Origin of the sequence: Bradyrhizobium diazoefficiens USDA 110 (assembly GCF_000011365.1) — a bacterium.
Lineage (GTDB): Bacteria > Pseudomonadota > Alphaproteobacteria > Rhizobiales > Xanthobacteraceae > Bradyrhizobium > Bradyrhizobium diazoefficiens.
Genome location: NC_004463.1, coordinates 4830821 through 4854838 on the forward strand (window position 1 = coordinate 4830821; position 24018 = coordinate 4854838).

A 24018-nucleotide genomic window follows, 5' to 3' on the forward strand; every position below is an offset into this window, starting at 1 on the left:
ATTCAAAAATGTAAAAAACAAGAGGGCATGAGGAAATGGACCACGCTGCGGAGGCGGACGACCTCGTTTTTGAACGTCAGGACGGCATCGGGCGGATCACCTTCAACCGTCCGCAGGCGCGCAATGCCTTCACCTTCGCCATGTACGAACGGCTCGCGGCGATCTGCGAAGAGGCCGACCGCGATCATACGCTCAAGGTGCTGGTGCTGCGCGGGGCCGGCGACAAGGCCTTCGCCTCCGGCACCGACATCAACCAGTTCCGCGAGTTCAAGACGCCGCAGGACGCGATCGACTACGAGAACCGCATCGACCGCGTGCTCACCACGCTCGAGCAGTGCCGGGTCCCGACCATCGCCGCGATTAACGGGTTCTGCACCGGCGGCGGGGCGGGCATCGCCGCGGCCTGCGACCTGCGCATCGGCACGAACAGCGCCAAAATCGGATTTCCGATCGCCCGGACGCTCGGCAACTGCCTGTCGATGTCCAATGTCGGCCGTCTCACCGCGCTCATCGGCGCTGCGCGCGTCAAGGATCTGATCTTCACCGCGCGCCTCATTGACGCCGCTGAAGCCGCCAGCGTCGGGCTGCTCGGCGAGGTCGTCGAGGATATCGCGGCCCTGGACAGGCGTGCCGACGAGGTCGCTCGCCTGCTGGCCAGCCACGCGCCGCTGACGCTGACCGCGACCAAGCAGGCGGTGGCGCGCCTGCAAAGGCGGCTGACCCGGGACGAGGGGGAAGACCTCATCCTGATGTGCTACACGAGCCAGGATTTTCGCGAAGGGCTCGATGCTTTCCTCAACAAGCGCGCGCCGCAATGGCGCGGCCAATAGGACGGGCCGATGCAAAGCGATCGATCGCAATCCACCTCTCGCCGTTCGGGACCGCTTGCCGGCCTCAAGGTCATCGATCTCACCCATGTCATGGCGGGGCCGACCTGCACCTTGATGCTCGCCGACATGGGCGCGGACGTCATCAAGATCGAGAAATGGCCGAACGGCGACGACACCCGCCATTCGGTGCCGCCCAAGATCGGCGATGAGGCGGCCTCCTTCCTGATGATGAACCGCAACAAGCGCGGCATCGTGCTGGACCTCAAGACCGATGGCGGCAAGAAGGTGCTGCGGCGGCTGATCGCGGACGCCGACGTGCTGGTCGAGAATTTTGCTCCGGGCGCCATGGAGCGCCTCGGCTTCGGCTATGAAGACCTGCACAAGCAGTATCCATCGCTGATCTACTGCTCGCTGTCCGGCTTCGGCCGCACCGGCCCCTACAAGCACCGCCGCGGTTTTGACCTCGTCGCGCAGGCGATGAGCGGCATCATGAGCTTTACCGGCGAACGCCCGGATGGTCCGCCCGTCAAATGCGGCCCGCCGCTGTCCGACATCACCGCCGGCCTGCTCGCGAGCATGGGTATCCTTGCCGCCTATACGCATCGCCTCAAGACTGGCGAAGGGCAGTGGGTCGAGACCTCGCTTTACGAGGCGGCCCTGGTGCAGACCTACTGGCAGTCCACGATCGCGCTGGCCGCGGGCACCGCGCCGCGCGCGATGGGCTCGGCGCATCCGCTCAACGCGCCGTACCAGGCCTTCGAGGCCTCGGACGGCTGGCTGGTGGTCGGCGGCGCCAACAAGAAGCATTGGCTGTTGATGCTGGAGGCGCTCGGTGCCAGCGAGCTTGCCTCCGATCCGCGCTTCGTCACCGGGGCGGACCGCATGGCGCATCTGAAGGAGCTTGAGGCCGTCCTGAGCGAGCGCTTCCGCACCCGGTCGCGGATGCATTGGCTTGCGGCACTCGACGAGAAGGGCGTGCCGTGCGGCCCCGTGCACGACATGCTGGAGGCGCTCCGCGATCCGCAGACGCTGGCGCGCGAGATGGTCGTCGAGGTCGAGCATTCCACGCTCGGTCCGGTGAAGACGATCGGGCTTCCCGTCAAGTTTTCGGAGACCCCAGGCAAAGTGCTCTCGGGCGCGCCGGTCTACGGTGAGCATACCCGCGAGGTGCTGGCCGAACATGGGTTCGACCAGAAGCAGATCGAAGCGCTCGAGCAAGAAGGCGCAATCGTTTCAGCCGCAGACAGACGCGAGGAACGCGTCGCCTGACCGGTTCGATACAACAAACAAAACAGAACAAACATAAGAGCTGGAGGAAATCATGGGTCGGACGTCAACACTTCTGCTTTCCGCAGCCGCGACCGTGCTCGCCGGCACGGTCCCGGCGTTTGCGGCCTGGCAACCGCAAAAGCCGATCGAGTTCGTGGCCACCGCCGGACCGGGCGGCGGCACCGACAATCTCGCCCGCGCGGTGCAGAACATCGTCACCAAGTACAAGCTGACGGAGCAGCCCATCGTCGTCGTCAACAAGGGCGGCGGCAGCGGCGCCGAAGGTTATGTCTACGGCAAGGCGTCCGCAGGCGATCCCTACAAGGTGATCTTCGGAACGTCGAACGCCTGGCAGCAGCCGCTCGTCTCCAAAGTCGCCTTCAACTACACCGATCTCACCCCGATCGCGGCGATGGCGCAGGACGAGTTCCTGCTCTGGGTCAAGCAGGATGCGCCCTACAAGACGGCAGGGGACTATCTGAAGGCGGCCGCATCGGGCGAATTCAAGATGGGCGGCGCGCAGTCGAAGGACACCGACGAGGTGCTGACCCGCATGATCGAGAAGGCCGGTCAGGTCAAGCTGACCTACATCCCCTTCAAGAGCGGCGCCGAGACCGCCGTGCAGCTCGCCGGCGGACACCTCGACTCCCACGTCAACAATCCCAGCGAGAGCCTCGGGCAATGGCGTGGCGGCACGCAGCGACCGCTTTGCGTTTTCAGCCCGAAACGGCTGCCGCAGGGTCCCAAGGTCACCGCGACTGAAGGCTGGAGCGACGTTCCGACCTGCGCCGAGCAGGGGCTCGACATCAAGCAATATGAGCAGCCGCGGACGGTGTGGCTGCCCGGCAAGGTCACGCCGGATCAGGCCGCGTTCTATGTCGACCTCATGAAGAAGGTGCAGGCGACGCCGGAATGGAAGGACTACATCGAGAAGACCTCCCAGGTCGACACGTTCCTGACCGGCGCCGAGCTCGACAAGTTCATCAAGGAGGACCTTGAGCACGTCAAGCAGGTTGCGGGCGAGCAGGGCTGGCTGGTCAAGTGAGGCGACCATCGTGCCACAATCTCCACTGTCGTCCCGGCGAACGGCGGGACCCACACCGCTTGATCTATCGTGGAGCGTTGGTGGTGGTACCGACTTGGCTTCCAGGCCTCGTCAAACTTCTCCCTGGGGTTATGGGTCCTGGCTTTCGCCGGGACGACACTTGATGGCTTGGAAGACGCGTGCGTCATTCACTGGCCGTGGCACGCCGCTCGAACGGAGCTCTCGATGATCTCACGCCGCGCGCTTGAGCTTGCGACCGCTATCCTCACCGGCAGCTTTGGTGTGGCCGTCGTCGTCTCCAGCCTCGACAACGGCATCGGCTGGTCGAGCGCGGGCGTGGACGCCGGCACGTTTCCGTTCCTGACCGGAATCATCATCGTGCTCGGAAGCCTCTACAATCTGGTGAGAGGTCTTCTGCCGGCGACGACGCTCGCAAGCGTTCCCATCGCGATCACACCGATCGAGCTGCGCCGGCTTGCCGGCCTGTTCGTGCCGGCCGCGATCTTCGTTGCCGCGATCCCGCTGGTCGGGATGTACATCGCCTCAAGCCTGTACGTCTTCGCCGTGCTGGCGATTCCGAGGCACCAATCCGTGCCACGCGCGCTGGCGATGGCGGCGGCAACGGCGCTCGCGCTCTACGTCGTGTTCGAGCGCATGTTCCAGGTCAGCCTGCCGCATGGCGCGCTCGCCGCCGCGTTCGGCATCTGACGGAGAGGCCGATGGATAATCTTGGGGAACTGCTGCACGGCTTCACCATCGCGATCACCGTGCCGCATCTGCTGCTGATGGCGGTCGGCGTGCTGCTCGGCATTCTCGTCGGCGTGCTGCCGGGGCTGGGCGCGCCGAACGGGGTGTCGCTGCTCCTGCCGCTGACCTTCGGCATGCAGCCGGTGTCGGCGATCATCCTGCTCTCCAGCATGTACTGGGGCGCGCTGTTCGGCGGCTCGGTGACCTCGATCCTGTTCAACATTCCCGGCGAGCCGTCCTCTGTCGCAACCACCTTCGACGGCTATCCGATGGCGCGGGACGGCCGGCCGACGACGGCACTCGCGACCGCCTTTGGTTCGGCTGCGTTCGGCGCGCTGGTCGGCGTCATCCTGATCACCTTCCTCGCATCCTGGGTGGCGCAGGTCGCGCTCGCCTTCGGGCCGGCGGAATATTTTGCGGTCTATTTCCTGGCCTTTGCGAGTTTCGTCGGCATGGGCGGGGCGGCCCCGATCAAGACCGTCGTGGCGCTCGCGATCGGCTTTGCGATCGCCGCCATCGGCATCGACACCGTCTCGGGCAGCGTCCGGCTGACCATGGGCATCGACGAGCTGGTCAAGGGGGTGAACTTCGTCGTCGCGGTGATGGGTCTGTTCGGCATCGGCGAACTGCTGGTTGCCGTCGAGGAGGAATTCCATGCCCGCGCCGTCTCCTCGAAGATCGATTGGCGCGAGGTGTTTCGCGCAGTCGGCCGCCTTCCGCGGCATAGCGTTGCGCTGCTGCGGAGCGCCGCGATCGGGTGCTGGATGGGGATCACGCCGGGCGGCCCGACCGCCGCATCCTTCATGAGCTACGGCATCGCCCGCCGCTTCTCGCGCCGCGGCCGATATTTCGGCACCGGCGAGCTCGAAGGCATCATCTCGCCGGAGACGGCCGACCATGCCGCGGGCACCAGCGCGCTGCTGCCGATGCTCTCGCTCGGCATTCCAGGCTCGGCGACCGCGGCCGTCATGATGGGCGGGCTGATGATCTGGGGCCTCAATCCAGGGCCGATGCTGTTCGTCGACCAGAAGGATTTTGTCTGGGGCCTGATCGCCTCGATGTATGTCGGCAACATCGTCGCGGTTGCGCTGGTGCTGCTGACCGTTCCGGTCTTCGCCGCCTTGATGCGAATCCCGTTCGTGGTCATCGCGCCCCTGATCGTGATCATCTGCGTCGTCGGCGCCTATTCGGTGTCGAACTCCTATCTCGACGTGGTGATGATGCTTGGCTTCGGTGTCGTCGGCTATCTCTTCAAGAAGCTGTTCTATCCGCTGGCGCCGCTGGTGCTCGCGATCGTCATCGGCGACAAGGCCGAGGATGCGTTCCGGCAGTCGATGCTGATGTCGAAGGGATCGCTCGGGATCTTCTTTGCGAACAAGCTGGTGACGTGCCTGATCGTGGCCGGCATCACGCTGCTGCTGCTTCCGCTCGCGTTGCAGCTCGCGCGTTTGCTGCGCAAGCCCACGCCATCCGACAGGAATGAGACGACAGCTCAGGAGAAGGTGATCATATGACCGCAAAGCCGCTCATTGCACTGGCGATGGGAGATCCCGCCGGCATCAGCCCGGAGCTGACGGCGAAGCTCGTGGTGGAGGGCGACATCCGCGCGAGCTGCCGGCTCGTGGTGATCGGCGACCGCCGCATCTTCGACGAGGGCGCGCACGTTGCGGGCGCCAAGCCGGACCTGACCATGGTGGAGCAGGGGGCCGACCTTCGATCGGCGCAGGGCGACGCGCTGTTTGTCGATCTTCGCCACCTCGACCCCAGGGACGTCGAGCCGAAGACCGCGACGCTTGCCGGCGGAAAATTCGCGCTGACCAATTACCGGCACGCGCTCGAACTCGGCCGCGACGGCCGCGTCGATGCGGTCTGCTTCACCCCCTTCAATAAGCAGGCGATGCGCCTTGCCCGCGCCGAGTATGACGACGAGATCGCGTTTTCCGCGGAGGTGGTCGGCCTCCAGACGCCGGCCAGCGAGTTCAACGTGCTGGACCGGCTCTGGAACGCGCGGGTCACGTCCCACATCCCGCTTAGGGATGTGGCTGCAAAGCTGTCCAGCGAACGCATCCACCGCGCGCTGAAACTGACCGATGCTTGCATGCGCAACGCCGGCTTTGCGCGCCCGCGCATTGCGGTTGCGGGTCTCAATCCTCACGCCGGCGACGGCGGCAATTTCGGCCGCGAGGAGATCGACATGATTGAGCCGGTGGTCGCGGCCGGCCAGCGCGAGGGCATTGCCGCGGAGGGGCCGTTCCCGGCCGACACCGTGTTCCTGCGCGCCAAGGGCGGCGCCTTCGACGCGGTGCTGACGATGTATCATGACCAAGGCCAGATCGCGATGAAGCTGATGGGCTTTGATCGCGGCGTGACCTTGCTCGGCGGCTTTCCATTCCCGATCTGCACGCCCGCGCACGGCACCGCCTACGACATCGCAGGCCAGGGCATCGCATCGATCGGGGCCAGCCGCGCCGCGCTGCTGCTCGCGGCGGAGATGGCCGGGCGCCGTGCTGGGTGATCGACCACGGGCACTAGCTCGTCGGCTGCGCCAGTCGCCCTCGGGAAAAACTAGAAACTTCCGTGGTCGCTCCGAGTTGCCAATTCGGTGAATGTCTCCATCCCGGAGCTGGCACATGGGCGATCGCGGGTCGCGAAGGACGATGATGAGCGCCCGGTCGGTCGATCGCGCCCAGGTATTCTGCATCGTTCTGATCCTTGTTCTGGCGGCAGCACCCGCGTTCGCGGCCGAGATCAGCCCGGCCGTCATCGAGTCCGCCGAGCCATCGAAGAAGACTCTCTCGAACGAAAAGCCGACTCCGGCGGGCGTGCGGTTGCAAGTGCTTCTGGACAGGGCGCATTTCTCGCCCGGCGAGATCGACGGCAGGTTCGGGGAGAATGCGAAGAAGGCGCTACGCGCCTATGCGGAAGCCCGGCAGTTGCCGGGCTCGGAGGCTCCGATGGAGGAGGTTTGGAAGGCGCTGCGGGCGGACGAGCGGCCGGTCACGCTGACCTACACCATCACCGAGCGGGACGCGGCGGGTCCTTTCCTGAACAAGCTGCCGTCGAAGATGGAGGACATGAAGGACATCCCGAAGCTCGGCTTCACCAGTCCGCGCGAAGCCCTGGCCGAGAAATTTCACATGAGCGAGCAGCTTCTGGCGGCGCTCAACCCCGGGCGCCGTTTTGATCGCGCCGGCGACACCATCGTCGTGGTGGACACTGCCAGTGCGGGAGAGGGTGCGCCTGCAAAGGCAGACAGGGTCGAGGTCGACAAGGTCAGGCAGACCGTCAAACTGTTCGACAAGTCGAATGCGCTGATCGGATTTTATCCGGCGACTGTGGGAAGCGAGGACAAGCCGTCGCCCTCAGGCACGCTCAAGGTCACCGAAGTCAGCAAGAATCCGCTCTATCGCTACAATCCCGCCTATCACTTCAAGGGCGTCCGTTCGCGCAAGCCCTTTACCATCAAACCAGGTCCGAACAATCCGGTTGGGACGGTGTGGATCAACTTGTCCGCCGAAGGCTACGGCATTCACGGCACGCCTTCGCCGGACAAGATTTCCAAAGCGGAATCTCACGGCTGCGTGCGTCTCACCAATTGGGACGCCGAACGCGTCGCTGGGAGCGTCGCGAAAGGCACGCCGGTCGCCTTTGTGGAGGGCGCCAAGTGAGGGGCGCTCACACGGCGGTCGCCGGCCCAAGGCAACGAGTGCGTTTTCGGATTTCGGAATAGTCGCATAATGCCACTGTTTTGCCCGACGCGTCAAAACAGCTTGAGCTGCAGGAAAAACACTAATGAAAACAACGCCCGGCTACTGTGTATGGGGTTGTTTTGCGATTTTTTATCGAGCGGACGGATCCTGGCCTCAGGCTCCGCAGATGATCACGCCATACCAGCCGAGGCCGCGATAGGTCTCGTAGCCGGGTGTCGCGTGGAACGCGATCATCGTGCCCGAGCGGTCGTGATAGAAGCCGGAGCGCTCGCCGTTCAGCGACAGCGAGATGCGCTCGCTCAAAATGCCTTGGCCGTCGGAGGCCGCGATCACGCGGAAATTGGAGTCGACCAGCAGCACGCGTGCCTTGTCGCTGTCGCCGACGCGCACGCCCTGGACGATGGCGCGGGCCTGCGGCTCCCAGTCGAAATGGATGGCGAGCACGCCGATCGGCGTGCCGTTGGCCTGGCCGCCGGCGCGGACGCTGGCGCAATAGGTCGCGACCTGCGCGTTGCCGAGCAGCGGCTGGTTCTCGACGTCGCCGGCGACATAGTCGTCGCCGGAGCGCAACGTCCGCGCCTCGCGAAACCATTTGGTGTGGGCGATGTTCTGGCCGACGACGCGAAAGCGGTCGGCGCGGCCATTGGCGATGACGTTGCCGTCGAGGTCGCAGAGCCAGAGGTCGAGATAGACGGTGTAGGCGCCGAGGATGACGCCGAGGCGCTGCGAGGCGTCGGTGACTGCCGCCGGTGCGGGCGAGGCCGCGCAATCCACCACGGCGGAGTCGGTGGCCCACCAGCGCACGTCGCAGGTGCGCTCATAGAGGTTGCGGTCGATCAGTTCGACCGCATTGAGCGACAGATCGACCATGCGCTCGCCGCGCGAGCGCTGGCTCATGCGGTCGATCGAGGCGACGAGATCCCCGGTGCGTTTCGTCAATTGGGTTTCGAGCTCGCGCGCGATGCTCTCGACCTGTTGGCCGACGCCGCGCACCTCCTGCGCCACCACCGCGAAGCCCGCGCCTTGCGCGCCGGCGCGCGAGCTCTCGATCAGCGCGTTTAGCGCCAGCATCTTCATCTGGTTGGTGATCTGCTGGATCGCCTTGGTCTTGTCGACCGCGATCTGGTTGACCTCCGCGGTGAGGCGGTTGATCAGCGCGGAAATGTCGGAATCATCTTCAGCGGGTTCGGCGGCAATCGGCTTGGCTTTCAGACCCAGCACAGCAGACATCGGGGAGTTCCCTTGGCAATGAGGCCTGATCTGCAATGAACCCGGAACAATCGCTTACAGATCGAATACGATTCTTTTTCGAGGATTCCGCCTAACGCCTGCTTAATTTGCTGTTCGGTGGAATGCCCAAATGATAGTCACTCCGGCCCGTCGGCTGGCCATCCACCGCTTTGTGCAGCCCGGCCGTTGCAAATCGCCGGGGTTTCCTGGCCAATCCCCTTAAGCCAGTGACCGGGCGCCTCGCGTGTTCGCCCGAACCTCGAGTTCCCAACAGATTGCCGCTCGTCATGACGCCGCCTACCACTGCCTTGCCCGTCGAAGCGCCCCAGGCGTTCCTGGGGGTGACGCGCTCGCTCACCGACAAGCTCTGGCGCGACCGGCTGGACGCCCGCGGGGCGGCCCAGGCGCTCGCCATTGTGCAGCGGCACCAGTTGCCGGAACTGCTGGCGCGGGTTCTGGCGGGGCGCGGGGTCGATATCGACGCGGTGCCGGACTTCCTGGACCCGACCATCCGCAAGCTCATGCCGGACCCCTTCACGGTGACGGAGATGGAGGCCGCCGCAAAGCGCATCGCCGATGCCGCGGCGAAGGGCGAGAAGGTCGCGATCTTCGGCGACTACGACGTCGACGGCGCGACCTCGGCGGCGCTGCTGGCCTGGCACTTGCGCCATTGCGGGCTCGATCCGCTGATCCACATTCCCGACCGGATCTTCGAGGGCTACGGGCCCAATACCGAAGCCGTGCGCGGGCTGGCCGCGAAGGGCGCCACGCTGCTCGTCACCGTCGATTGCGGCACCACCAGCATCGAGCCGCTGGCTGAGGCCAAGCGCCTCGGCATGTCCGTGGTCGTGATCGATCACCACCAGGCCGGGACGGAGCTGCCGCTGGTCGACGCACTGGTCAATCCGAACCGGCTCGACGATCTCTCGGGCCTTGGCCATCTCGCCGCGGTCGGTCTCGTGCTGGTGACACTGGTCGCGGTCAATCGCGAATTGCGCCAACGCGGCTTCTGGAATGCGGAGATGCCCGAGCCCGATCTGCTCGGCATGCTGCATCACGTCGCGCTCGGCACGGTCGCCGATGTCGCGCCATTGATCGGACTCAACCGCGCCTTCGTCGCCAAGGGGCTGATCGCGATGCGGCGGCGCGATCATGTCGGCCACACCGCGCTGATGGACGTGGCGCGGCTCAACGGCCCGCCGGAGGCCTGGCATCTCGGCTTCATGCTGGGGCCGCGGGTCAATGCCGGCGGCCGGATCGGCCGCGCCGATCTCGGTGTGCGGCTCCTGCTCGAAGGCGACAGCGTCGAAGCCGCGCGGATCGCGGCTGAACTCGATCGCCTCAACACCGAACGCCGTGTCATCGAGCAGGCCGCGGAAGCGCAAGCCGAGGCCGAGGCGCTGGCCTCGATCGGACTGGAGGACAAGCTCGGCGTCATCGTCACGGCGTCCGAAGGCTGGCACCCCGGCGTGGTCGGCCTCGTCGCTTCCCGCCTGAAGGAGAAGTTTTCGCGGCCCGCCTTTGCGATCGCACTCGAGCCCGGCGGCATCGGCACCGGCTCCGGGCGCTCGATCGCCGGCGTCGATATCGGCAAGGCGGTGCGGCAGGCGGTCACCGACGGCATCCTGCTCAAGGGCGGCGGCCACGCGATGGCCGCGGGCGTCACGCTGCGCAAGGAGAAGCTCGCCGAATTCCGCGCCTATCTCGAAAATGCGCTGGCGCGCGACGTCGCCGAGGCGCGCCACGTCAACGAGCTCTATATCGACGGCGCCGTCTCCGCGCGCGCGGTGACGACGGAGCTTGCGGCGACGCTCAACCGCGCAGGGCCCTTTGGCAGCGGCAATCCGGAAGCCGTGCTGGCGCTGCCGGCGCATCAGCTCGTCTATGCCGATGAGGTCGGCCAGGCGCATCTGCGTTTGCGCTTCAAGTCCGGCGATGGCGCCATCGTCAACGGGATCGCCTTCCGTTCGGTCGGACAAAAACTCGGCAACGCGTTGGTCGCCAATCGCGGTCAGCAATTGCATGTCGCGGGATCGTTGTCGGTCGACCGCTATCAGGGCGCCGAGCGTGTGCAGTTCCGCGTCATCGACGTCGCGCTACCGGACCAGGGGCCATCCGTGATTAAGTAGCGGCCTCAAACAACAAGAAAAGGGAGTGAACATGGCAGGGCAGGTTGAGGGCAAGGTCGCGCTGGTGACGGGCGGCGCCTCCGGCATCGGCGAGGCGATCGTCGAGCTGTTCGCGCGCGAGGGCGCCACCGTCATCGCAACCGACGTCGACGAGTTGCGCGGCCCCGAGCTCGCCAAGCGCATCACAAAGGCCGGCGGCAAGGCGATCTTCCTGGAGCAGGACGTCAGCAGCGAGGAACGCTGGATCGAGATCGTCGCCGAGATCGCCAAGCGCTACGGCCGGCTCGACATCATGGTCTCCAATGCCGGCATCGGCATTGCCGTGCCCTCGATCGTCGACATGACGCTCGGTGACTGGCGCAAGCAGAACGCGATCAACCTCGACGGCGTGTTTCTCTCGGTCAAGCATTGCCTGCCTTTGATGCGCAAGACCGGCGGCGGCTCGATCGTCATGATGTCCTCGCTGGCGGGCCTGCGCGGCGCGCCGGGGTTGTCGGCCTATTCGGCGACCAAAGGCGGCGTGCGGCTGTTTGCGAAATCGATCGCGATGGAGTGCGCGGCCGTGGGCGATGGCATTCGCGTCAATTCCGTTCATCCCGGCATCATCGACACTCCGATCTGGGGCAAGATCCCGACGGGGGCGACCGGCAACCAGGGCAATGCGCCGATCGATCCGGAGGAACGGGCCCGGGTCGTCACGCCGCTTGCCCGCGCCGGGCAGGCCGCGGAGATTGCCTCCGGCGTGCTGTATCTGGCGTCAGATGCCTCGCGTTACGTCACCGGCAGCGAGCTCGTGATCGACGGCGGTATGAACGCCGGCGGCGTGCCGCGGCGGCAATAAGCCGCCGCGCGGGCTGCGAAGGGCAGGGTGGCGCCCGCGGGGGCTGACGCGCAGGCGTCGGCCCTGTACAAGGCGCGCAGCTCTCGACCGACAAAGGTGTCCTTCGCCATGGCGCACAGCCTTCACTCCTCGTCATCCACGCCGGCGCCATTCCGCTCGAACCGGCCGGACCTTGCCACCGACGCGATCCGCACCGCGCGCGAGGATCTCGCCGCCTGCTTCCGCATGGCCGCGCGCAACGGCTTTGAGGAGGGCATCTGCAACCACTTCTCGGCCGTGGTGCCGGGCCACGACGACCTGTTCCTCGTCAACCCCTACGGCTACGCCTTCCGCGAGCTGACCGCGTCAAAGCTCTTGATATGCGACTTCCACGGCAACGTGCTCGACGGCGAGGGCGTACCCGAGGCGACGGCGTTCTACATCCACGCCGAGATGCACAAGCGCCTGCCGCGCGCCAAGGTCGCGTTCCACACCCACATGCCCTACGCCACCGCGCTGTCGATGACCGAGGGCGATCCCCTGATCTGGGCCGGCCAGACCGCGCTGAAATTCTACGGCCGCACCGCGGTCGACCGCGACTACAACGGCCTTGCGCTCGACAACCGCGAAGGCGCGCGGATCGCATCCGCCGTCGGCGATGCCGACATCGTCTTCATGAAGCATCACGGCGTGATGGTGCTGGCGCCGACCATCGCGGAGGCCTGGGACGATCTCTACTACCTCGAGCGCGCTGCCGAGGTGCAGGTGCTGGCGATGTCGACGGGACGCAAGGTGCTGGCCGTCGATCCCGCGATTGCGGCCGAGACCTACAAGCAGATGCGCGAGGGCGATTCCGAATCCGCGCGGTTGCATCTGGCTGCGATCCGTAGACAGCTTGATGCTGAGGAGCCGCAGTACAGGCACTGATCTCTTGGGGCCGTCATTCCGGGGCGCGCGAAGCGCAAGCCCGGAATCCATCGCGCAGCGAGCGACGTGGAGGAATGGATTCCGGGCTCGCGCCGAGTGGCGCGCCCCGGAATGACCGGCTCCTACGGCCCTTGCCGCAGCCTCGCCAGCACCTTCAGCCCGCCATAGCCGTCCGCCGGCGTGATCCCCGCGTGTTGCTGGAAATCCTTGATCGCCTTCATGGTGTCGTTGCCGACGCGGCCGTCGGTGCCGCCGGTGTCGAACCCGGCCTTGGTCAGTCGCGTCTGCATCTCCTGGACCTCGGCGAGCGTCAGCGCGCGCTCGGAGCCGGGGAAGGGCTGGATGAAGGGCGGTGCGCCGAGGCAGCGGTCGCCGAGATGGCAGATCGCCAGCGCATAGTTCATCGAGGGATTGTAGCTTTTCACCGAGTAGAAATTCGGCCCCAGCAGGAACGTCGGTCCGCCCGCAACCGGCGTCCACATCTGCGCCGATGCATTGGGCTGCGGGAACGGTTGGCCATCGGCGCGGGTGACGCCGGCTGACGCCCAGGCCGCATAGGTCCGGCTGCCGCTCACGTCGCCGGATGCGCGCACCTCGTAGCCCCAATGCTCGCCGCGGCGCCACTTGCCGCGATTGACCAGGTACTTTGCCGTCGAGCCCAGCGCGTCGTCGGGCTTGCCGAATGGCGACACCTTGCCGTCGCCGTCATAGTCGATGCCGACATTGAGCCAGACTTCGGGCATCCATTGCGAATGCCCCATCGCACCGGCCCAGGAGCCCTTCATCTCCTCCGGCGTGCTCCAGCCCTTGTCGACGATGCGTAGCGCGTTGATCAACTCGGTCTCCCAATAGGCCTTGCGGCGCGGCTCGTTCCAGGCGAGCGCGGCGAGCGAGGGAAACACCGGCGTCATGTGGTTCTGCTGCACCAGCGGATCGCCATAAGCGGACTCGACGCCCCACAGCGCCAGCAGCGTGCCGCGCTCGACGCCGAAGTCGCGCTCGATGCGCGCGAGCAGGGCCTCGTTGTTCTTCAGCGCGATCTTGCCGTTGATGATGCGCCAGTCGGAGACGCGGCGGTTGATGTATTGCCAGACCTGCTCGTGGAATTCGGGCTGGTTGCGCATCTGCTTGAACACGCTCATGTCGGGCTCGACCCGCGCCATTGCGCGCTGCCAGGTCGCGGCCGAAATGCCCTTCGCCATTGCGCGTGCGCGAAAACTCTCGCGCCACTCATCGAAGCCTGGCGGCGCGGCGAGGGCGCAGGTGGGTGACGCGACGATGGCTGCCACGCCGAGCGCAGACTTCAGCAAGGTGCGGCGGGTGTGATTGGCCGAGGAATCAGCTTGTTTCATGTGTGCAGTCTAGCGGGAAACATGGCGCCTGTGAGCCGGTTCCTGGAACGTTGGGAACAGGCGACCCGCCGCACGGCCCGATGGTGAGGTTAAGAAGATGTTGAAGGGCGGGTGGGGCCAAGCACACGAAAGCGCCATTCCCCGATTTTTTGCTCAGCCGCTTTACGGTCGGTTCGCTCTTGTCATGCAGAATACGCGCATGCGGTAGCTGTTCGACATCATCCGTGCTCCCTGGCCGTTCGGCGCAGGGCCGTTCGTCGTGATCCTGACGATCATTGCGGAAAACTTTGGCCGAGGCATTCAGGGCGATGGCGCCGTCGGCGACTTGTCGGATGCCGATGGCGGCGACGGAGGCTTCGGCGGCCAGGGCTAGTCCCGGCGCGGTCTAGTCGTCCTGCAGATCGGCCGCGATTCCGGCGAGCCAGCGCCGGACCGTTGTTTCCGCCTTGCTATCCAGATTCCGGGCGAGGCGTTTTTCCAGCGCGATCACCCGATCCCGGCAGGCCTTCAGCAGCGTCGCGCCGCGCGGCGTCAGGGTCCATTGCTGGATGCGGCCGTGGACGGGATGAGGCGTCATCGCAATCGCGCCGTCGCGTTCGAGGTTGCGGATGATGACGCCGACCGTCTGCGGCGTCAGGAAGGTGAGGCGGGCGACGTCGGCGCCCGACAGGCCTGGATAGGCGTTCAGCATTGTCAGCACGGCAAATTGCGGCGAGGTCACGCCGAGATCGGCGAGCGTCCGTTCCATCGTCAGGCGGACCGCGGCATGGGCCTGGCGCAGCAGATAGCCGAGATAGCCTTGCTCGCCGCGTTTGCCTTCCCCCGGGGCGGGCACGTGGACCGCGCTCCCGTCGGAAGCGGCGGAGGCCTTCCGCGGGCTTTTCGATCTTGTGAAGTCAGCGGCCTTGCGCATCATATAAGAGCTCTTATACAGTATAAGTGCTCTTACAATAACACGAGGTGCACGGCAATGTCACACGCCCGCAGCGAATATGAGGATTTCAAGAGGATTGCGCCCGACGCGTATGATCTGGTGCTGGCGCTGGGCCAGGTTGCGGCCAAGGCCGGCCTCGACAAGCAGCTTCTCGAACTGGTCAAGTTGCGCGCCTCGCAGATCAACGGCTGCGCCTTCTGCGTGCAGCATCATATCCTGCTCTCGGAGCGCATCGGCGTGCCCGTGGACAAGCTCAATCTGGTCGCGGTCTGGCGCGAGGCACCGATCTACTCGGCGCGCGAGCGTGCGGCATTGGCCTGGACCGAAGCCCTGACCTTCCTGCCCGACGGCGTCAGCGACGAGGTCTACGCGGAAGTGACCAGCGAATTCTCCGAGTCCGAGCTGATGTACCTGACCTCGGCGGTCGCCTCGATCAACGTCTGGAACCGGTTTGGCGCGGCCTATCGCTGGACGCCGGCGAAGCGGCCGGTCGCAACGAATGCCGCATCCTGATTGCCATCAGGGAAAAAGGGGAGGTTGTCATGACAGCAATGAGTCTGGCCACCACGCAACGCCCGGTGCCGTCGCGTTCAATGGCGCTGGCCGTTGCCGGCGGGCTCGCCTGCGCACTCGCGATCGGCAAGGCGCTGCCGCTGACGATGGAGACCGTATCCGGCGCGCTCGCGCCGCTCTGCGCGACAGCCGCGGAGAGTTCGCCGCTCGACAAGGTCGAGCCGATCGGCTCCTATGCATTGCCGAACGTGCCGGGCAAGCGCGTGACCATCGTGCGCGTTTTCTACGGCCCCGGCGGATTTACGCGGCCGCATCGCCACGCGGGCTCGGTGACCGCCTACGTCACCAAGGGTGAGATCCGCTCCCAGCTCGGTGGCGGCCCGGTCGAGACGTTTGGCGTCGGCCAGTCCTTCTTCGAGCCGCCCGGCGCGACGCATCTGGTGTCGGCGAATGCCAGCGCCACGCAGCCGGCGGAATTGATCGCGGTGTTCGTGGCGGACGAGGGCGCGCAGCTAACGACGTTTCTGGACTAGTTCGTAGCCCGGGCGAGCGAAGCGACACCCGGGAACAGTTGTCGTGAACATCCCGGATGTCGCTTCGCGCATCCCGACTATACGATCGGCGTGCTCCGCGATCTCGTCAGCCACCATACGACGCCGGATCGGGATTGTCGGACGGGTGCTCGAACGACTTCTTCATCGACACCGGCATCGGCACGTGGAAGTTCAGGCCGCGCGGCGGCACCGGCTCCATGAACCATTTGTTGTAGATCTTCTCGATCTCCGGGCTCTTGTAGAGTTTTGCCGTGGCGCGATCGACCACGGCCTTGAACTGTGCGTCGTCCTTGCGCAGCATGATGCCGTAGGGCTCCGGATCGGAGAAGGCGCCGGAGCTGATGGCGTAGAGCGACGGATCCTTCGCTGAGGCGATCATGGCCGCGAGCTGGATGTCGTCCATGACGAAGGCCTCGGCCCGGTCAGTCTCGACCATCAGGAACGCCTCGGGGACGTCCTTTGCATTCATGACGTTGATCCCGAGCGCGCGCGCGGCGTTGGCCTTGTTGAGCTGGGTGATGTTGGTGGTGCCCGCGACCGAGACGACGGCCTTGCCCTTGAGGTCATCGACCTGATCGAGCTTCGAAGCCTTCTTCGACACGAAGCGGCTCGCCGTGAGGAAATGCGTGTTGGTGAACCACACCTGCTTCTGGCGGTCGGCGTTATTGGTCGTCGAGCCGCATTCGAGGTCGATGGTGCCGTTCGCCATCAGTGGAATGCGGTTGGACGAGGTGACGAGGTTCTCGTTGACCGCGAGCTTGTCCAGCTTCAACTCGGCCTTGATCTCCTCGACGATCTTCATGCAGATGTCGATGGCGTAGCCGACGGTCTTCTGCTTCTCGTCGATATAGCTGAAGGGCACTGCACTGTCGCGCACCCCGAGCGTGATCGCGCCGGTCTCCTTGATCTTCTTCAGCGTACCGGTCAATTCCTGCGCATGAGCCGGCACGGCGAATGCGACGGCCACGATGACCGCCGTGGTCAGACAACGCATGTGCTTCCCTTTCTCCAGTTTGCTTGCCGGAAGCCAAGCAATTCTGGGGCCAGAGAAGGCCGGGTCGTTCGGGGAGGTCGGGACGCCGATCCGCTTAAGCCTCGTGCGCCGAAAGGGGCGTCATGAGATCGTCATCGAGGCGCGCCGCGCGGTGAGGCGCGAGTTGCCTCAATTCTCCTCGCTGCTCGAGCCCTCGCGCTGATCCGGCTTGATCACGTCCTCAGGCAGCGCATGTGCCACAGGCTGCGGGCCGCCCGCGATCTCCGGGCCGACCTCGCGGCCGCGGGCACGGATCAGCCGCTCATAGGCGGAGACCAGCGTGACGTAGGGGCTGACCCAGATCCAGCCGTCGCGGGTGAACACCTGGACGTCGAAATGCAGATGCATCGACGTGCCGGCGGGATGGTCGAGATAGTTCGAGACCACGCCGATCTTCTCGCCTTCGGTCACGATGCGGCCGTTAAGCACGCCGTCGGCGTTCATCACCTGCGGGTTCATGTGCATGTAGCGGAAGCGCATGTGCTCGGTGCGGCTGTTGATCTCGAGCGTCGCGGCCTGGTCCTTGGATGCGCGGATCACGATGGCGTCGCGCACGGCGACGACGGCGCGCTGCTTGGGATCGCAGGGGGCGCGACCTTCGCCGGGCGGCGGGCACTCGGCGGCGCGGATGTCCTCGCCCTGGTGGCCGTAACCGCCGCCGCATTGCCCGACTTCGAAGCTGCGGGACTCGCAGAAATTGTCGCGCCAGGGGTAGGCCGTCGGACTCTCGTTCTTGTCGCGCCTGCCGTAGGATTGCGAGCGCACGAAGGCGGGCGCCTTCTCCAGCGGGAAGCGGATCTGCGCATAGGCCATCACGTCCGGATGGCCGCTCTTGTTGCGGTAGCCGGTGTTCGGGATGATGTCGCCGCTCGGCCGGTAGCTGAAATCGGCCGAGCGCCCTGAAGGACGATCGATGATGTCGGAGGCAACGTCCATCAGCGGCCGCATGCGCTGGCCGCCGGCGACGCGCAGCGCCTTCAGGAAGCGTTCGGCAACCGGATAGGCCTCCTTGCAGGCAAGCCGCCGCGGTTTTGCGACACTGTCCAGGCACTGGATGGAGACGACATAGGCGACGCCGAACCGAGTGAAGGCGTAGCGCACATAGCCTTCGCGGATGAACCTGCGCAGGTCCGGATAATGGGCTGCAAGCGGCTTGACCGGCTCACCCTTGCCGCCGGCGGGATCGGCGATGTCATAGAGCAGCGCAGAGCCCGTGATCTGCACCTCGACGGGTCTTGCGAAGACACGCGTCGGCATGCCGTCACCGGCGCCGGGTTCGAGCGAGAAGCTCGCGCTATATCCGGCGGGGCCGGCGTCGAACATATCGACGGGGTTGAAATCAGCCTGATAGCGCGACAGCGACAGGCTCGGCGGCGCGCCGTTGCGCTGGGCCTCGCGATAGGCGCCGGCGTCGAACGGCAGCAGCACGGGCACGGAGCTGCGGGCAATGCCGGTGAAGAATTGGGAGGAGATTGCGTTGAGCTGCACCAGTGCCGGCATCGCGCGCGGATCGTAGCGCGGCACGGAACGGCGAGGCACGAAGATGAAATCGTCCGCGGCCCGGGGGTGGCTGTTGATCTCGGTGCGGAGCTGGTCGAGCGCTGCGCGCCAATCGACGCGCAGGGCCGTGAGCGAGGGGCTGCGGAATTCGTCCGCAGCGAGCGGAGTGGCGGTGAGGAGCGACAGCGACGCCAAAAGAAGCGAGACGAAGCGGAAACTCTTCCTATCCACTGTCTCGCCCCCCGGCGGCACCTGTTCCGATCCTCGATCCCTGGCTTAGTCCTTGGCGCGCTCGGAGTAGGAGCCGTCTTCGGTCATCACCACGATGCGGGTGCCGACGGCGATGTGCGGCGGCACGGTGGTGCGGATGCCGTTGGAAAGCACCGCGGGCTTGTAGGAAGACGAGGCGGTCTGGCCCTTGGTCACCGGCTCGGTCTCCACCACTTCCAGCGTCACGCGCTGCGGCAGCGCGAGCGAGACCACGTTGACGTCGTGGGTCGACAGCTTGACGGTCATGTCTGGCTGAAGATAGGCGGCCGCGTCGCCGACCACGTCCTTGGAGACCTGGACCTGGTCGTAGGTCTCAGGGTTCATGAAGTGGTAGCCGTCACCGTCTTCATAGAGGAAGGTGAAGTTGCGCTCTTCGATCGTCGCCTTTTCGACCTGGTCGGTGGTCTTGTAGCGCTCGGAGATCTTTACCCCGTCCGAGATTCGGCGCATTTCGATCTGGCTGACCGGGGTGCCCTTGCCGGGATGGATGTTCTCGGCGCTCACGACGACATAGAGCTTGCCGTCTTGCTCGATCACGTTGCCCTTGCGAATAGAACTGGCGATGACTCTCAAAGCTGTATTTCCTGCTTGCTTGGCCCGGCTCCGGCCAGGACGTGGTCAAATTGATGGGGGACTTGGGGCCTCAAATCAGACCTCGGCGCCCGTTTCGGGCCGCAACATACTGATTTTGCCGTTGGATGCCAGCACTTTGCTGATGGCTGGGGTGGTCGGTTAATGGCTGGGGACAAGCCGATTTCGCCGTTCTGGTCGCCCGAGCGCCACCTCGACCGGCGGCCGTTCCTCCAGGCGAGGGGAGCCGTGACCGGGGCTTTACGGGGCTTTTTCGCCGAGCAGGGCTTCATGGAGGTCGAAACCTCCGTTCTTCAGGTCTCCCCGGGCAATGAGACCCATCTGCACGCCCCCCGGACCGAGATCGTGCGGCCCGACGGCAGCCGGGCCAGCCGCTACCTGCGGACCTCCCCGGAATTTGCCTGCAAGAAGCTGCTGGCGGCCGGCGAGCCCCGAATCTTCGAGTTCGCCCGGGTGTTCCGTGACCGCGAGCGCGGCGACCTGCATCTGCCCGAATTCACCATGCTGGAATGGTACCGGGCCGGTGCGCCTTATGACGCCATCATGGCCGACACCGTCGTGGTCATCGCCCGCGCGGCGCAGGCGACCGGGATCGGGACCTTCTCCTTCCGCGGCCGGACCGCCGATCCCTTCGCCGAGCCGGAGCTCCTGACGGTCGCAGGCGCCTTTGAACGGTTCGCCGGCATCGATCTGCTGTCGACAATCTCGGGTGACGAGGGTAACCGTGCCGCGCTCGCCCAAATGGCTGGCGGCAAGATCCGCGTGGCCGGGGACGACACCTGGTCGGACATCTTCAGCAAGGTTCTGGTCGAGCATGTTGAGCCGCATCTGGGACAGGGGCGTTTGACCATTCTGTTCGAATACCCATCTCCCGAGGCGGCACTGGCGCGCGTGAAGGCCGGCGATCCCAGGGTCGCCGAACGGTTCGAGGTCTATGCCTGCGGCGTCGAACTCGCCAACGGTTTTGGCGAACTGACCGACGCCGAAGAGCAGCGCCGGCGCTTCACCGAATCGATGGCGGAGAAGCAGCGCCGCTATGGCGAAGCCTATCCGCTGGACGAGGACTTTCTAGCCGCGGTCGCCGCAATGCCGGAGGCGAGCGGCGTCGCGCTCGGCTTCGACCGGCTGGTGATGCTGGCCAGCGGCGCAACGCGGATTGATCAGGTGGTGTGGACACCCCCTGCAAATGAAGCGCTGAGTGAAACATGAAGAAGACCAATCTTGCACGCACCTTGCGCGAGCCGGCCGAGCTCGTGGCCGAGCACCTCGCGCCTGCCGCGGCGCTGCCCGCACTGGAGCGCGTTGCCGCGCGCTATGCGGTCGCGATCACGCCGGCGCTGGTCGAGCTGATCGACACATCCGATCCTGACGATCCCATCGCCCGCCAGTTCGTGCCGACCGCCGCGGAACTCGAGATGCAGCCGGGCGAGAGCGCCGATCCGATCGGAGATCACCCGCATTCGCCGGTCCCGGGCATCGTGCACCGCTATCCCGATCGCGTGCTGTTCAAGCTCGTTCACGTCTGCGCGGTCTATTGCCGCTTCTGCTTCCGCCGCGAGATGGTCGGCCCCGGCAAGGACAACGCGCTCTCGGACAGCGCTTATCGTGCTGCCGTTGATTACATCCGCGCGCACGACGAGATCTGGGAGGTGATCCTGACCGGCGGCGATCCCCTCATGCTGTCGCCGCGCCGCATGAGCGAGATCATGGCCGATCTCGCCGGCATCGATCACGTCAAGATCATCCGCCTTCACACCCGCGTGCCCGTCGCCGACCCCGCGCGCGTCAGCGACGAGATGGTCGCAGCGCTGAAGGTTGCGGGCGCGACCACCTGGGTTGCGCTGCATGCCAACCATGCACGCGAGCTCACGGAAGGCGCCCGCGCAGCCTGCGCGCGGCTCGTCGATGCCGGGATTCCCATGGTCAGCCAGTCCGTGCTCTTGCGCGGCGTCAATGACAACGTCACGGCCTTGTCGGATTTGATGCGAGCTTTCGTCGAATGCCGGATCAAGCCGTACTATCTGCATCACGGCGATCTCGCACCGGGCACTGCGCATCTGCGCACCACGCTGGCGGAGGGGCAGGAGCTGATGCGGCAGCTGCGCGGACGGGTGTCAGGACTCTGTCAGCCTGACTACGTCATCGACATTCCCGGGGGTGCCGGCAAGTCGCCGGTGGGGCCGAACTATGTGTTGGCGGCACAAAATACCGCACCCGACGCACGTGAAGCGGCGACGGAAACGCGCTATCGTATCGTGGACTATTGCGGGGACGTTCATCTCTATCCGCCCGAGACGTGAGTGGTGACGGAGTGGACGCCGGTTTGAGCATGGAGGAACGGAAATGAAGAGGATCATCGTGGCCGTGTCGCTCGTGGTCTTGCTCGGCGGCGCGGCAGTGGCGCAGACCGGCAGCAAGGGATCGACCACCACGTCGGGACCGTCGGCGGGCAATTTGCCGCCTGCACCCGTCGGTCATCGGCAGCCGCGCGCCGGCGACGTGCCGAACGAGAAGAATTTGAGCGACCCGAACGATCCCCTCAGCAAGGAAAACCAGGCGCTCGACAAGAAGATCAAGAGCATCTGCCGCGGCTGCTAGGCCGCGTCGGTGCGGGCAGGGCGCGACAGCTCGCCCCGCCCGCGTTTGCTTTGGCCTTACGCCGAGCGCTCGTGCAGCCCCGCGCGCTGGGCGTTGCGCCGGATTTCGACCGCATCGGCGAGCTGCTCGAGCACAGTTGCCGTGGTCGCCCAGTCGATACAGCCGTCCGTGATGCTCTGGCCGTAGGTGAGCGGCTTGCCCGGAACCACGTCCTGGCGGCCGGCGACGAGATTGCTCTCGATCATCACACCCATGATGCGGCTCTCGCCACCGGAAATCTGGCCGGCAATGTCGGCCATGACCAGCGGCTGGTTCTCCGGCTTCTTGCTCGAATTGGCGTGGCTCGCATCCACCATCACCAGCGGCGCGACGCCGGATTTCGCCAGCTCGTTGCAGGCCGCCGCGACGCTTGCCGCATCGTAGTTCGGCGTGCTGCCGCCGCGCAGGATGATGTGGCAGTCCTCGTTGCCCGCGGTCGAGGCGATCGCCGAGCGGCCGAGCTTGGTCACCGCCATGAAATGATGCGGATGCGAGGCCGACTTCACTGCGTCCGCCGCGATCCGCACATTGCCATCGGTGCCGTTCTTGAAGCCGACCGGGCAGGACAGCCCGGAGGCCAGCTCGCGATGGATCTGGCTCTCGGTCGTGCGCGCGCCGATCGCGGCCCAGGACACGAGGTCAGCGATGTATTGCGGCGTCGTCATGTCCAGGAATTCGGCGCCGGCCGGGAGGCCGAGATTGTTCACCGCTGACAGCACGTTGCGCGCCAGCCGCAGGCCCTTGTTGATGTCGAAGCTGCCGTCGAGATCGGGGTCGTTGATCAGGCCCTTCCAGCCGACGGTGGTGCGCGGCTTCTCGAAATAGACCCGCATTACGATCTCGAGCTGGTCGGCGAGGTCCTCGCGCAGTTTTGTCAGACGCTCAGCGTAGTCGAGCGCGGCCCGGGGATCATGCACCGAGCACGGGCCGACCACCACCAGCAGGCGGTCGTCCTGGCCGGTGAGGATGGCATGGATGGCGTTGCGCGCCGCCATCACCACACGCGTTGCGGTGAGCGTGCGCGGGACCTCCCGCATTACCTCATCCGGCGTGCTCAGCTCTTTCAGTTCACGGATACGAAGATCGTCAGTCGTGCTCAGCACGGCGGGCTCCTGCTTGTTTGAACCTGCCGGCCAATAAAAAAGCCGCCAGGTCTGGCGGCTGTTCGGACGTTTGCTTCAATATTTCAGATTGAGCGCGATCCTCCTGCCGCCAGCGAGCTGTCGTAGCTAAAGTACCAAAAATAGCTGGTGGCAACGGTGATCATGGCAGGCGATATAGCGTGCCATTGGCTGGTTGTCACCCCCCAATCGGCTTGGCGGGCGACGAGACCCCTCAGGTGTTGCTGTTGCGTGCCGCCAGCGCCATGCCGATCAGGGTGGCGCCGCCGAACAGCAGGTTGATACCGACGAGCACGCCGATCGCCCATTCCGCCGAGCTCGGCAGCCCCGTGATCACCATGAACGAGATCGCGATGTCGACGAGACCGGAGATCAGGAGCCACGACCAGCGGCCGCTCAGTTCGCGGCGGTGCTCGAGTGCGTACATGATGGTGGCGACGCCCTCGGCGAGGAAATAGGCGCCGAGCACGATGGTCAACGTCAGCACGGCCTGCATCGGCCGCGCCAGCAGCAGCATACCGGCAAGCACGGCCAGCGCGGCCGAGATTAGCGACCACCAGAAGCCCGGCGTGCTGCGCGCCCAATAGGTCACGATCAGCCCGCCAATGCCGCTGATCAAGAACATCCAGCCGAGGAAGATCGCGATGGCAAGGCTTGCGAGCGGCGGCAGGATCAGTGCGGCGACGCCGAGAACGGCGAGCAGGATGCCCTCGAACAGGAAGGCCTTCCAATGCGCCTTCACAGTCTTGCTCATCGCGGATTGCAGCCGTGAAAGATCTTCAGGCGATGTCATCGGCAGGCTCCGG

Annotated in this window: 23 protein-coding genes; 15 read left to right on the plus strand and 8 right to left on the minus strand. The window is 65.6% G+C overall.

Going from position 1 to position 24018, the window contains the following annotated elements; genetic code table 11:
* The first annotated feature begins 35 nt into the window (after window positions 1–35).
* The 7 genes from BJA_RS21770 to BJA_RS21800 all read left to right on the plus strand — a co-directional run bounded on the left by BJA_RS21770 (window position 36) and on the right by BJA_RS21800 (window position 7559).
* Window positions 36–830, plus strand: coding sequence for an enoyl-CoA hydratase/isomerase family protein (locus BJA_RS21770; RefSeq protein WP_011087141.1), 795 nt, complete (start codon window positions 36–38; stop codon window positions 828–830).
* 9 nt (window positions 831–839) lie between these two features.
* Window positions 840–2099 (plus strand): CaiB/BaiF CoA transferase family protein, encoded by a 1260-nt coding sequence (locus BJA_RS21775; protein WP_011087142.1) that lies wholly within the window; start codon window positions 840–842, stop codon window positions 2097–2099.
* Between the two features lie 52 nt (window positions 2100–2151).
* Window positions 2152–3144: a Bug family tripartite tricarboxylate transporter substrate binding protein gene (locus BJA_RS21780; RefSeq protein ID WP_011087143.1), complete on the plus strand. Its 993-nt coding sequence runs from the start codon at window positions 2152–2154 to the stop codon at window positions 3142–3144.
* Window positions 3145–3369: 225 nt separating this feature from the next.
* Window positions 3370–3852 (plus strand): tripartite tricarboxylate transporter TctB family protein, encoded by a 483-nt coding sequence (locus BJA_RS21785; protein WP_038967116.1) that lies wholly within the window; start codon window positions 3370–3372, stop codon window positions 3850–3852.
* 11 nt (window positions 3853–3863) lie between these two features.
* A complete protein-coding gene (locus BJA_RS21790) occupies window positions 3864–5405 on the plus strand; it encodes a tripartite tricarboxylate transporter permease (RefSeq protein WP_011087145.1) in 1542 nt (513 codons plus the stop codon).
* Window positions 5402–6406 carry a 4-hydroxythreonine-4-phosphate dehydrogenase PdxA gene (locus BJA_RS21795; protein WP_011087146.1) on the plus strand — a complete coding sequence of 335 codons (1005 nt, stop codon included), beginning with the start codon at window positions 5402–5404 and terminating at the stop codon, window positions 6404–6406. The genes BJA_RS21790 and BJA_RS21795 overlap by 4 nt, the downstream gene beginning before the upstream one ends.
* A 145-nt stretch (window positions 6407–6551) precedes the next feature.
* Entirely contained in the window at window positions 6552–7559 is a 1008-nt protein-coding gene (locus BJA_RS21800; RefSeq protein ID WP_038967133.1) for a L,D-transpeptidase family protein, read from the plus strand.
* 195 nt (window positions 7560–7754) lie between these two features.
* On the opposite strand, the gene BJA_RS21805 is transcribed toward BJA_RS21800, so the two are convergent.
* Window positions 7755–8831: a methyl-accepting chemotaxis protein gene (locus BJA_RS21805; RefSeq protein WP_011087148.1), complete on the minus strand. Its 1077-nt coding sequence runs from the start codon at window positions 8829–8831 to the stop codon at window positions 7755–7757.
* A gap of 287 nt (window positions 8832–9118) precedes the next feature.
* Here BJA_RS21805 and recJ point away from each other — a divergent pair, with 287 nt between their 5' ends.
* The 3 genes from recJ (at window position 9119) to BJA_RS21820 (ending at window position 12707) form a co-directional block, all read left to right on the plus strand.
* Complete coding sequence (gene recJ, locus BJA_RS21810; RefSeq protein ID WP_038967117.1) at window positions 9119–10960, plus strand: single-stranded-DNA-specific exonuclease RecJ; 1842 nt, start codon at window positions 9119–9121, stop codon at window positions 10958–10960.
* Window positions 10961–10991: 31 nt separating this feature from the next.
* The gene (locus BJA_RS21815; protein WP_038967134.1) at window positions 10992–11801 is read left to right on the plus strand and encodes an SDR family NAD(P)-dependent oxidoreductase; all 810 of its coding nucleotides are present in this window, start codon (window positions 10992–10994) and stop codon (window positions 11799–11801) included.
* A 108-nt stretch (window positions 11802–11909) separates the two neighbouring features.
* Window positions 11910–12707 carry an aldolase gene (locus tag BJA_RS21820; protein WP_038967118.1) on the plus strand — a complete coding sequence of 266 codons (798 nt, stop codon included), beginning with the start codon at window positions 11910–11912 and terminating at the stop codon, window positions 12705–12707.
* Between the two features lie 122 nt (window positions 12708–12829).
* Here BJA_RS21820 and BJA_RS21825 read toward each other — a convergent pair whose 3' ends face one another.
* Window positions 12830–14059: a lytic murein transglycosylase gene (locus BJA_RS21825; RefSeq protein WP_011087152.1), complete on the minus strand. Its 1230-nt coding sequence runs from the start codon at window positions 14057–14059 to the stop codon at window positions 12830–12832.
* A gap of 385 nt (window positions 14060–14444) precedes the next feature.
* Complete coding sequence (locus tag BJA_RS21830; protein WP_011087153.1) at window positions 14445–14975, minus strand: MarR family winged helix-turn-helix transcriptional regulator; 531 nt, start codon at window positions 14973–14975, stop codon at window positions 14445–14447.
* Between the two features lie 54 nt (window positions 14976–15029).
* Here BJA_RS21830 and BJA_RS21835 point away from each other — a divergent pair, with 54 nt between their 5' ends.
* Entirely contained in the window at window positions 15030–15506 is a 477-nt protein-coding gene (locus BJA_RS21835) for a carboxymuconolactone decarboxylase family protein (RefSeq protein WP_011087154.1), read from the plus strand.
* A 29-nt stretch (window positions 15507–15535) separates the two neighbouring features.
* Window positions 15536–16039: a cupin domain-containing protein gene (locus BJA_RS21840; protein WP_011087155.1), complete on the plus strand. Its 504-nt coding sequence runs from the start codon at window positions 15536–15538 to the stop codon at window positions 16037–16039.
* A 106-nt stretch (window positions 16040–16145) separates the two neighbouring features.
* On the opposite strand, the gene BJA_RS21845 is transcribed toward BJA_RS21840, so the two are convergent.
* From BJA_RS21845 to efp, 3 genes are all read right to left on the minus strand, one after another.
* Complete coding sequence (locus BJA_RS21845) at window positions 16146–17054, minus strand: amino acid ABC transporter substrate-binding protein (protein WP_011087156.1); 909 nt, start codon at window positions 17052–17054, stop codon at window positions 16146–16148.
* Window positions 17055–17222: 168 nt separating this feature from the next.
* Window positions 17223–18845: a peptidoglycan DD-metalloendopeptidase family protein gene (locus tag BJA_RS21850; protein ID WP_011087157.1), complete on the minus strand. Its 1623-nt coding sequence runs from the start codon at window positions 18843–18845 to the stop codon at window positions 17223–17225.
* Between the two features lie 24 nt (window positions 18846–18869).
* Window positions 18870–19436, minus strand: coding sequence for an elongation factor P (gene efp, locus BJA_RS21855; protein ID WP_011087158.1), 567 nt, complete (start codon window positions 19434–19436; stop codon window positions 18870–18872).
* A 162-nt stretch (window positions 19437–19598) separates the two neighbouring features.
* On the opposite strand from efp, the gene epmA reads away from it, so the two are divergent.
* From epmA to BJA_RS21870, 3 genes are read left to right on the plus strand one after another with little or no spacing between them, the layout of a single operon-like run.
* Window positions 19599–20663 (plus strand): EF-P lysine aminoacylase EpmA, encoded by a 1065-nt coding sequence (gene epmA / locus BJA_RS21860; protein ID WP_011087159.1) that lies wholly within the window; start codon window positions 19599–19601, stop codon window positions 20661–20663.
* Window positions 20660–21754: a lysine-2,3-aminomutase-like protein gene (locus BJA_RS21865; RefSeq protein WP_011087160.1), complete on the plus strand. Its 1095-nt coding sequence runs from the start codon at window positions 20660–20662 to the stop codon at window positions 21752–21754. Before epmA ends, BJA_RS21865 begins: the two co-directional genes overlap by 4 nt.
* 43 nt (window positions 21755–21797) lie before the next feature.
* A complete protein-coding gene (locus BJA_RS21870) occupies window positions 21798–22052 on the plus strand; it encodes a hypothetical protein (protein ID WP_038967121.1) in 255 nt (84 codons plus the stop codon).
* A 56-nt stretch (window positions 22053–22108) separates the two neighbouring features.
* Here the strand turns inward: BJA_RS21870 and BJA_RS21875 are convergent, their stop codons facing one another.
* A complete protein-coding gene (locus tag BJA_RS21875; protein ID WP_011087161.1) occupies window positions 22109–23194 on the minus strand; it encodes a 3-deoxy-7-phosphoheptulonate synthase in 1086 nt (361 codons plus the stop codon).
* A gap of 232 nt (window positions 23195–23426) precedes the next feature.
* Window positions 23427–24005: an HdeD family acid-resistance protein gene (locus BJA_RS21880; protein WP_011087162.1), complete on the minus strand. Its 579-nt coding sequence runs from the start codon at window positions 24003–24005 to the stop codon at window positions 23427–23429.
* Between the last annotated feature and the right edge of the window lie 13 nt (window positions 24006–24018).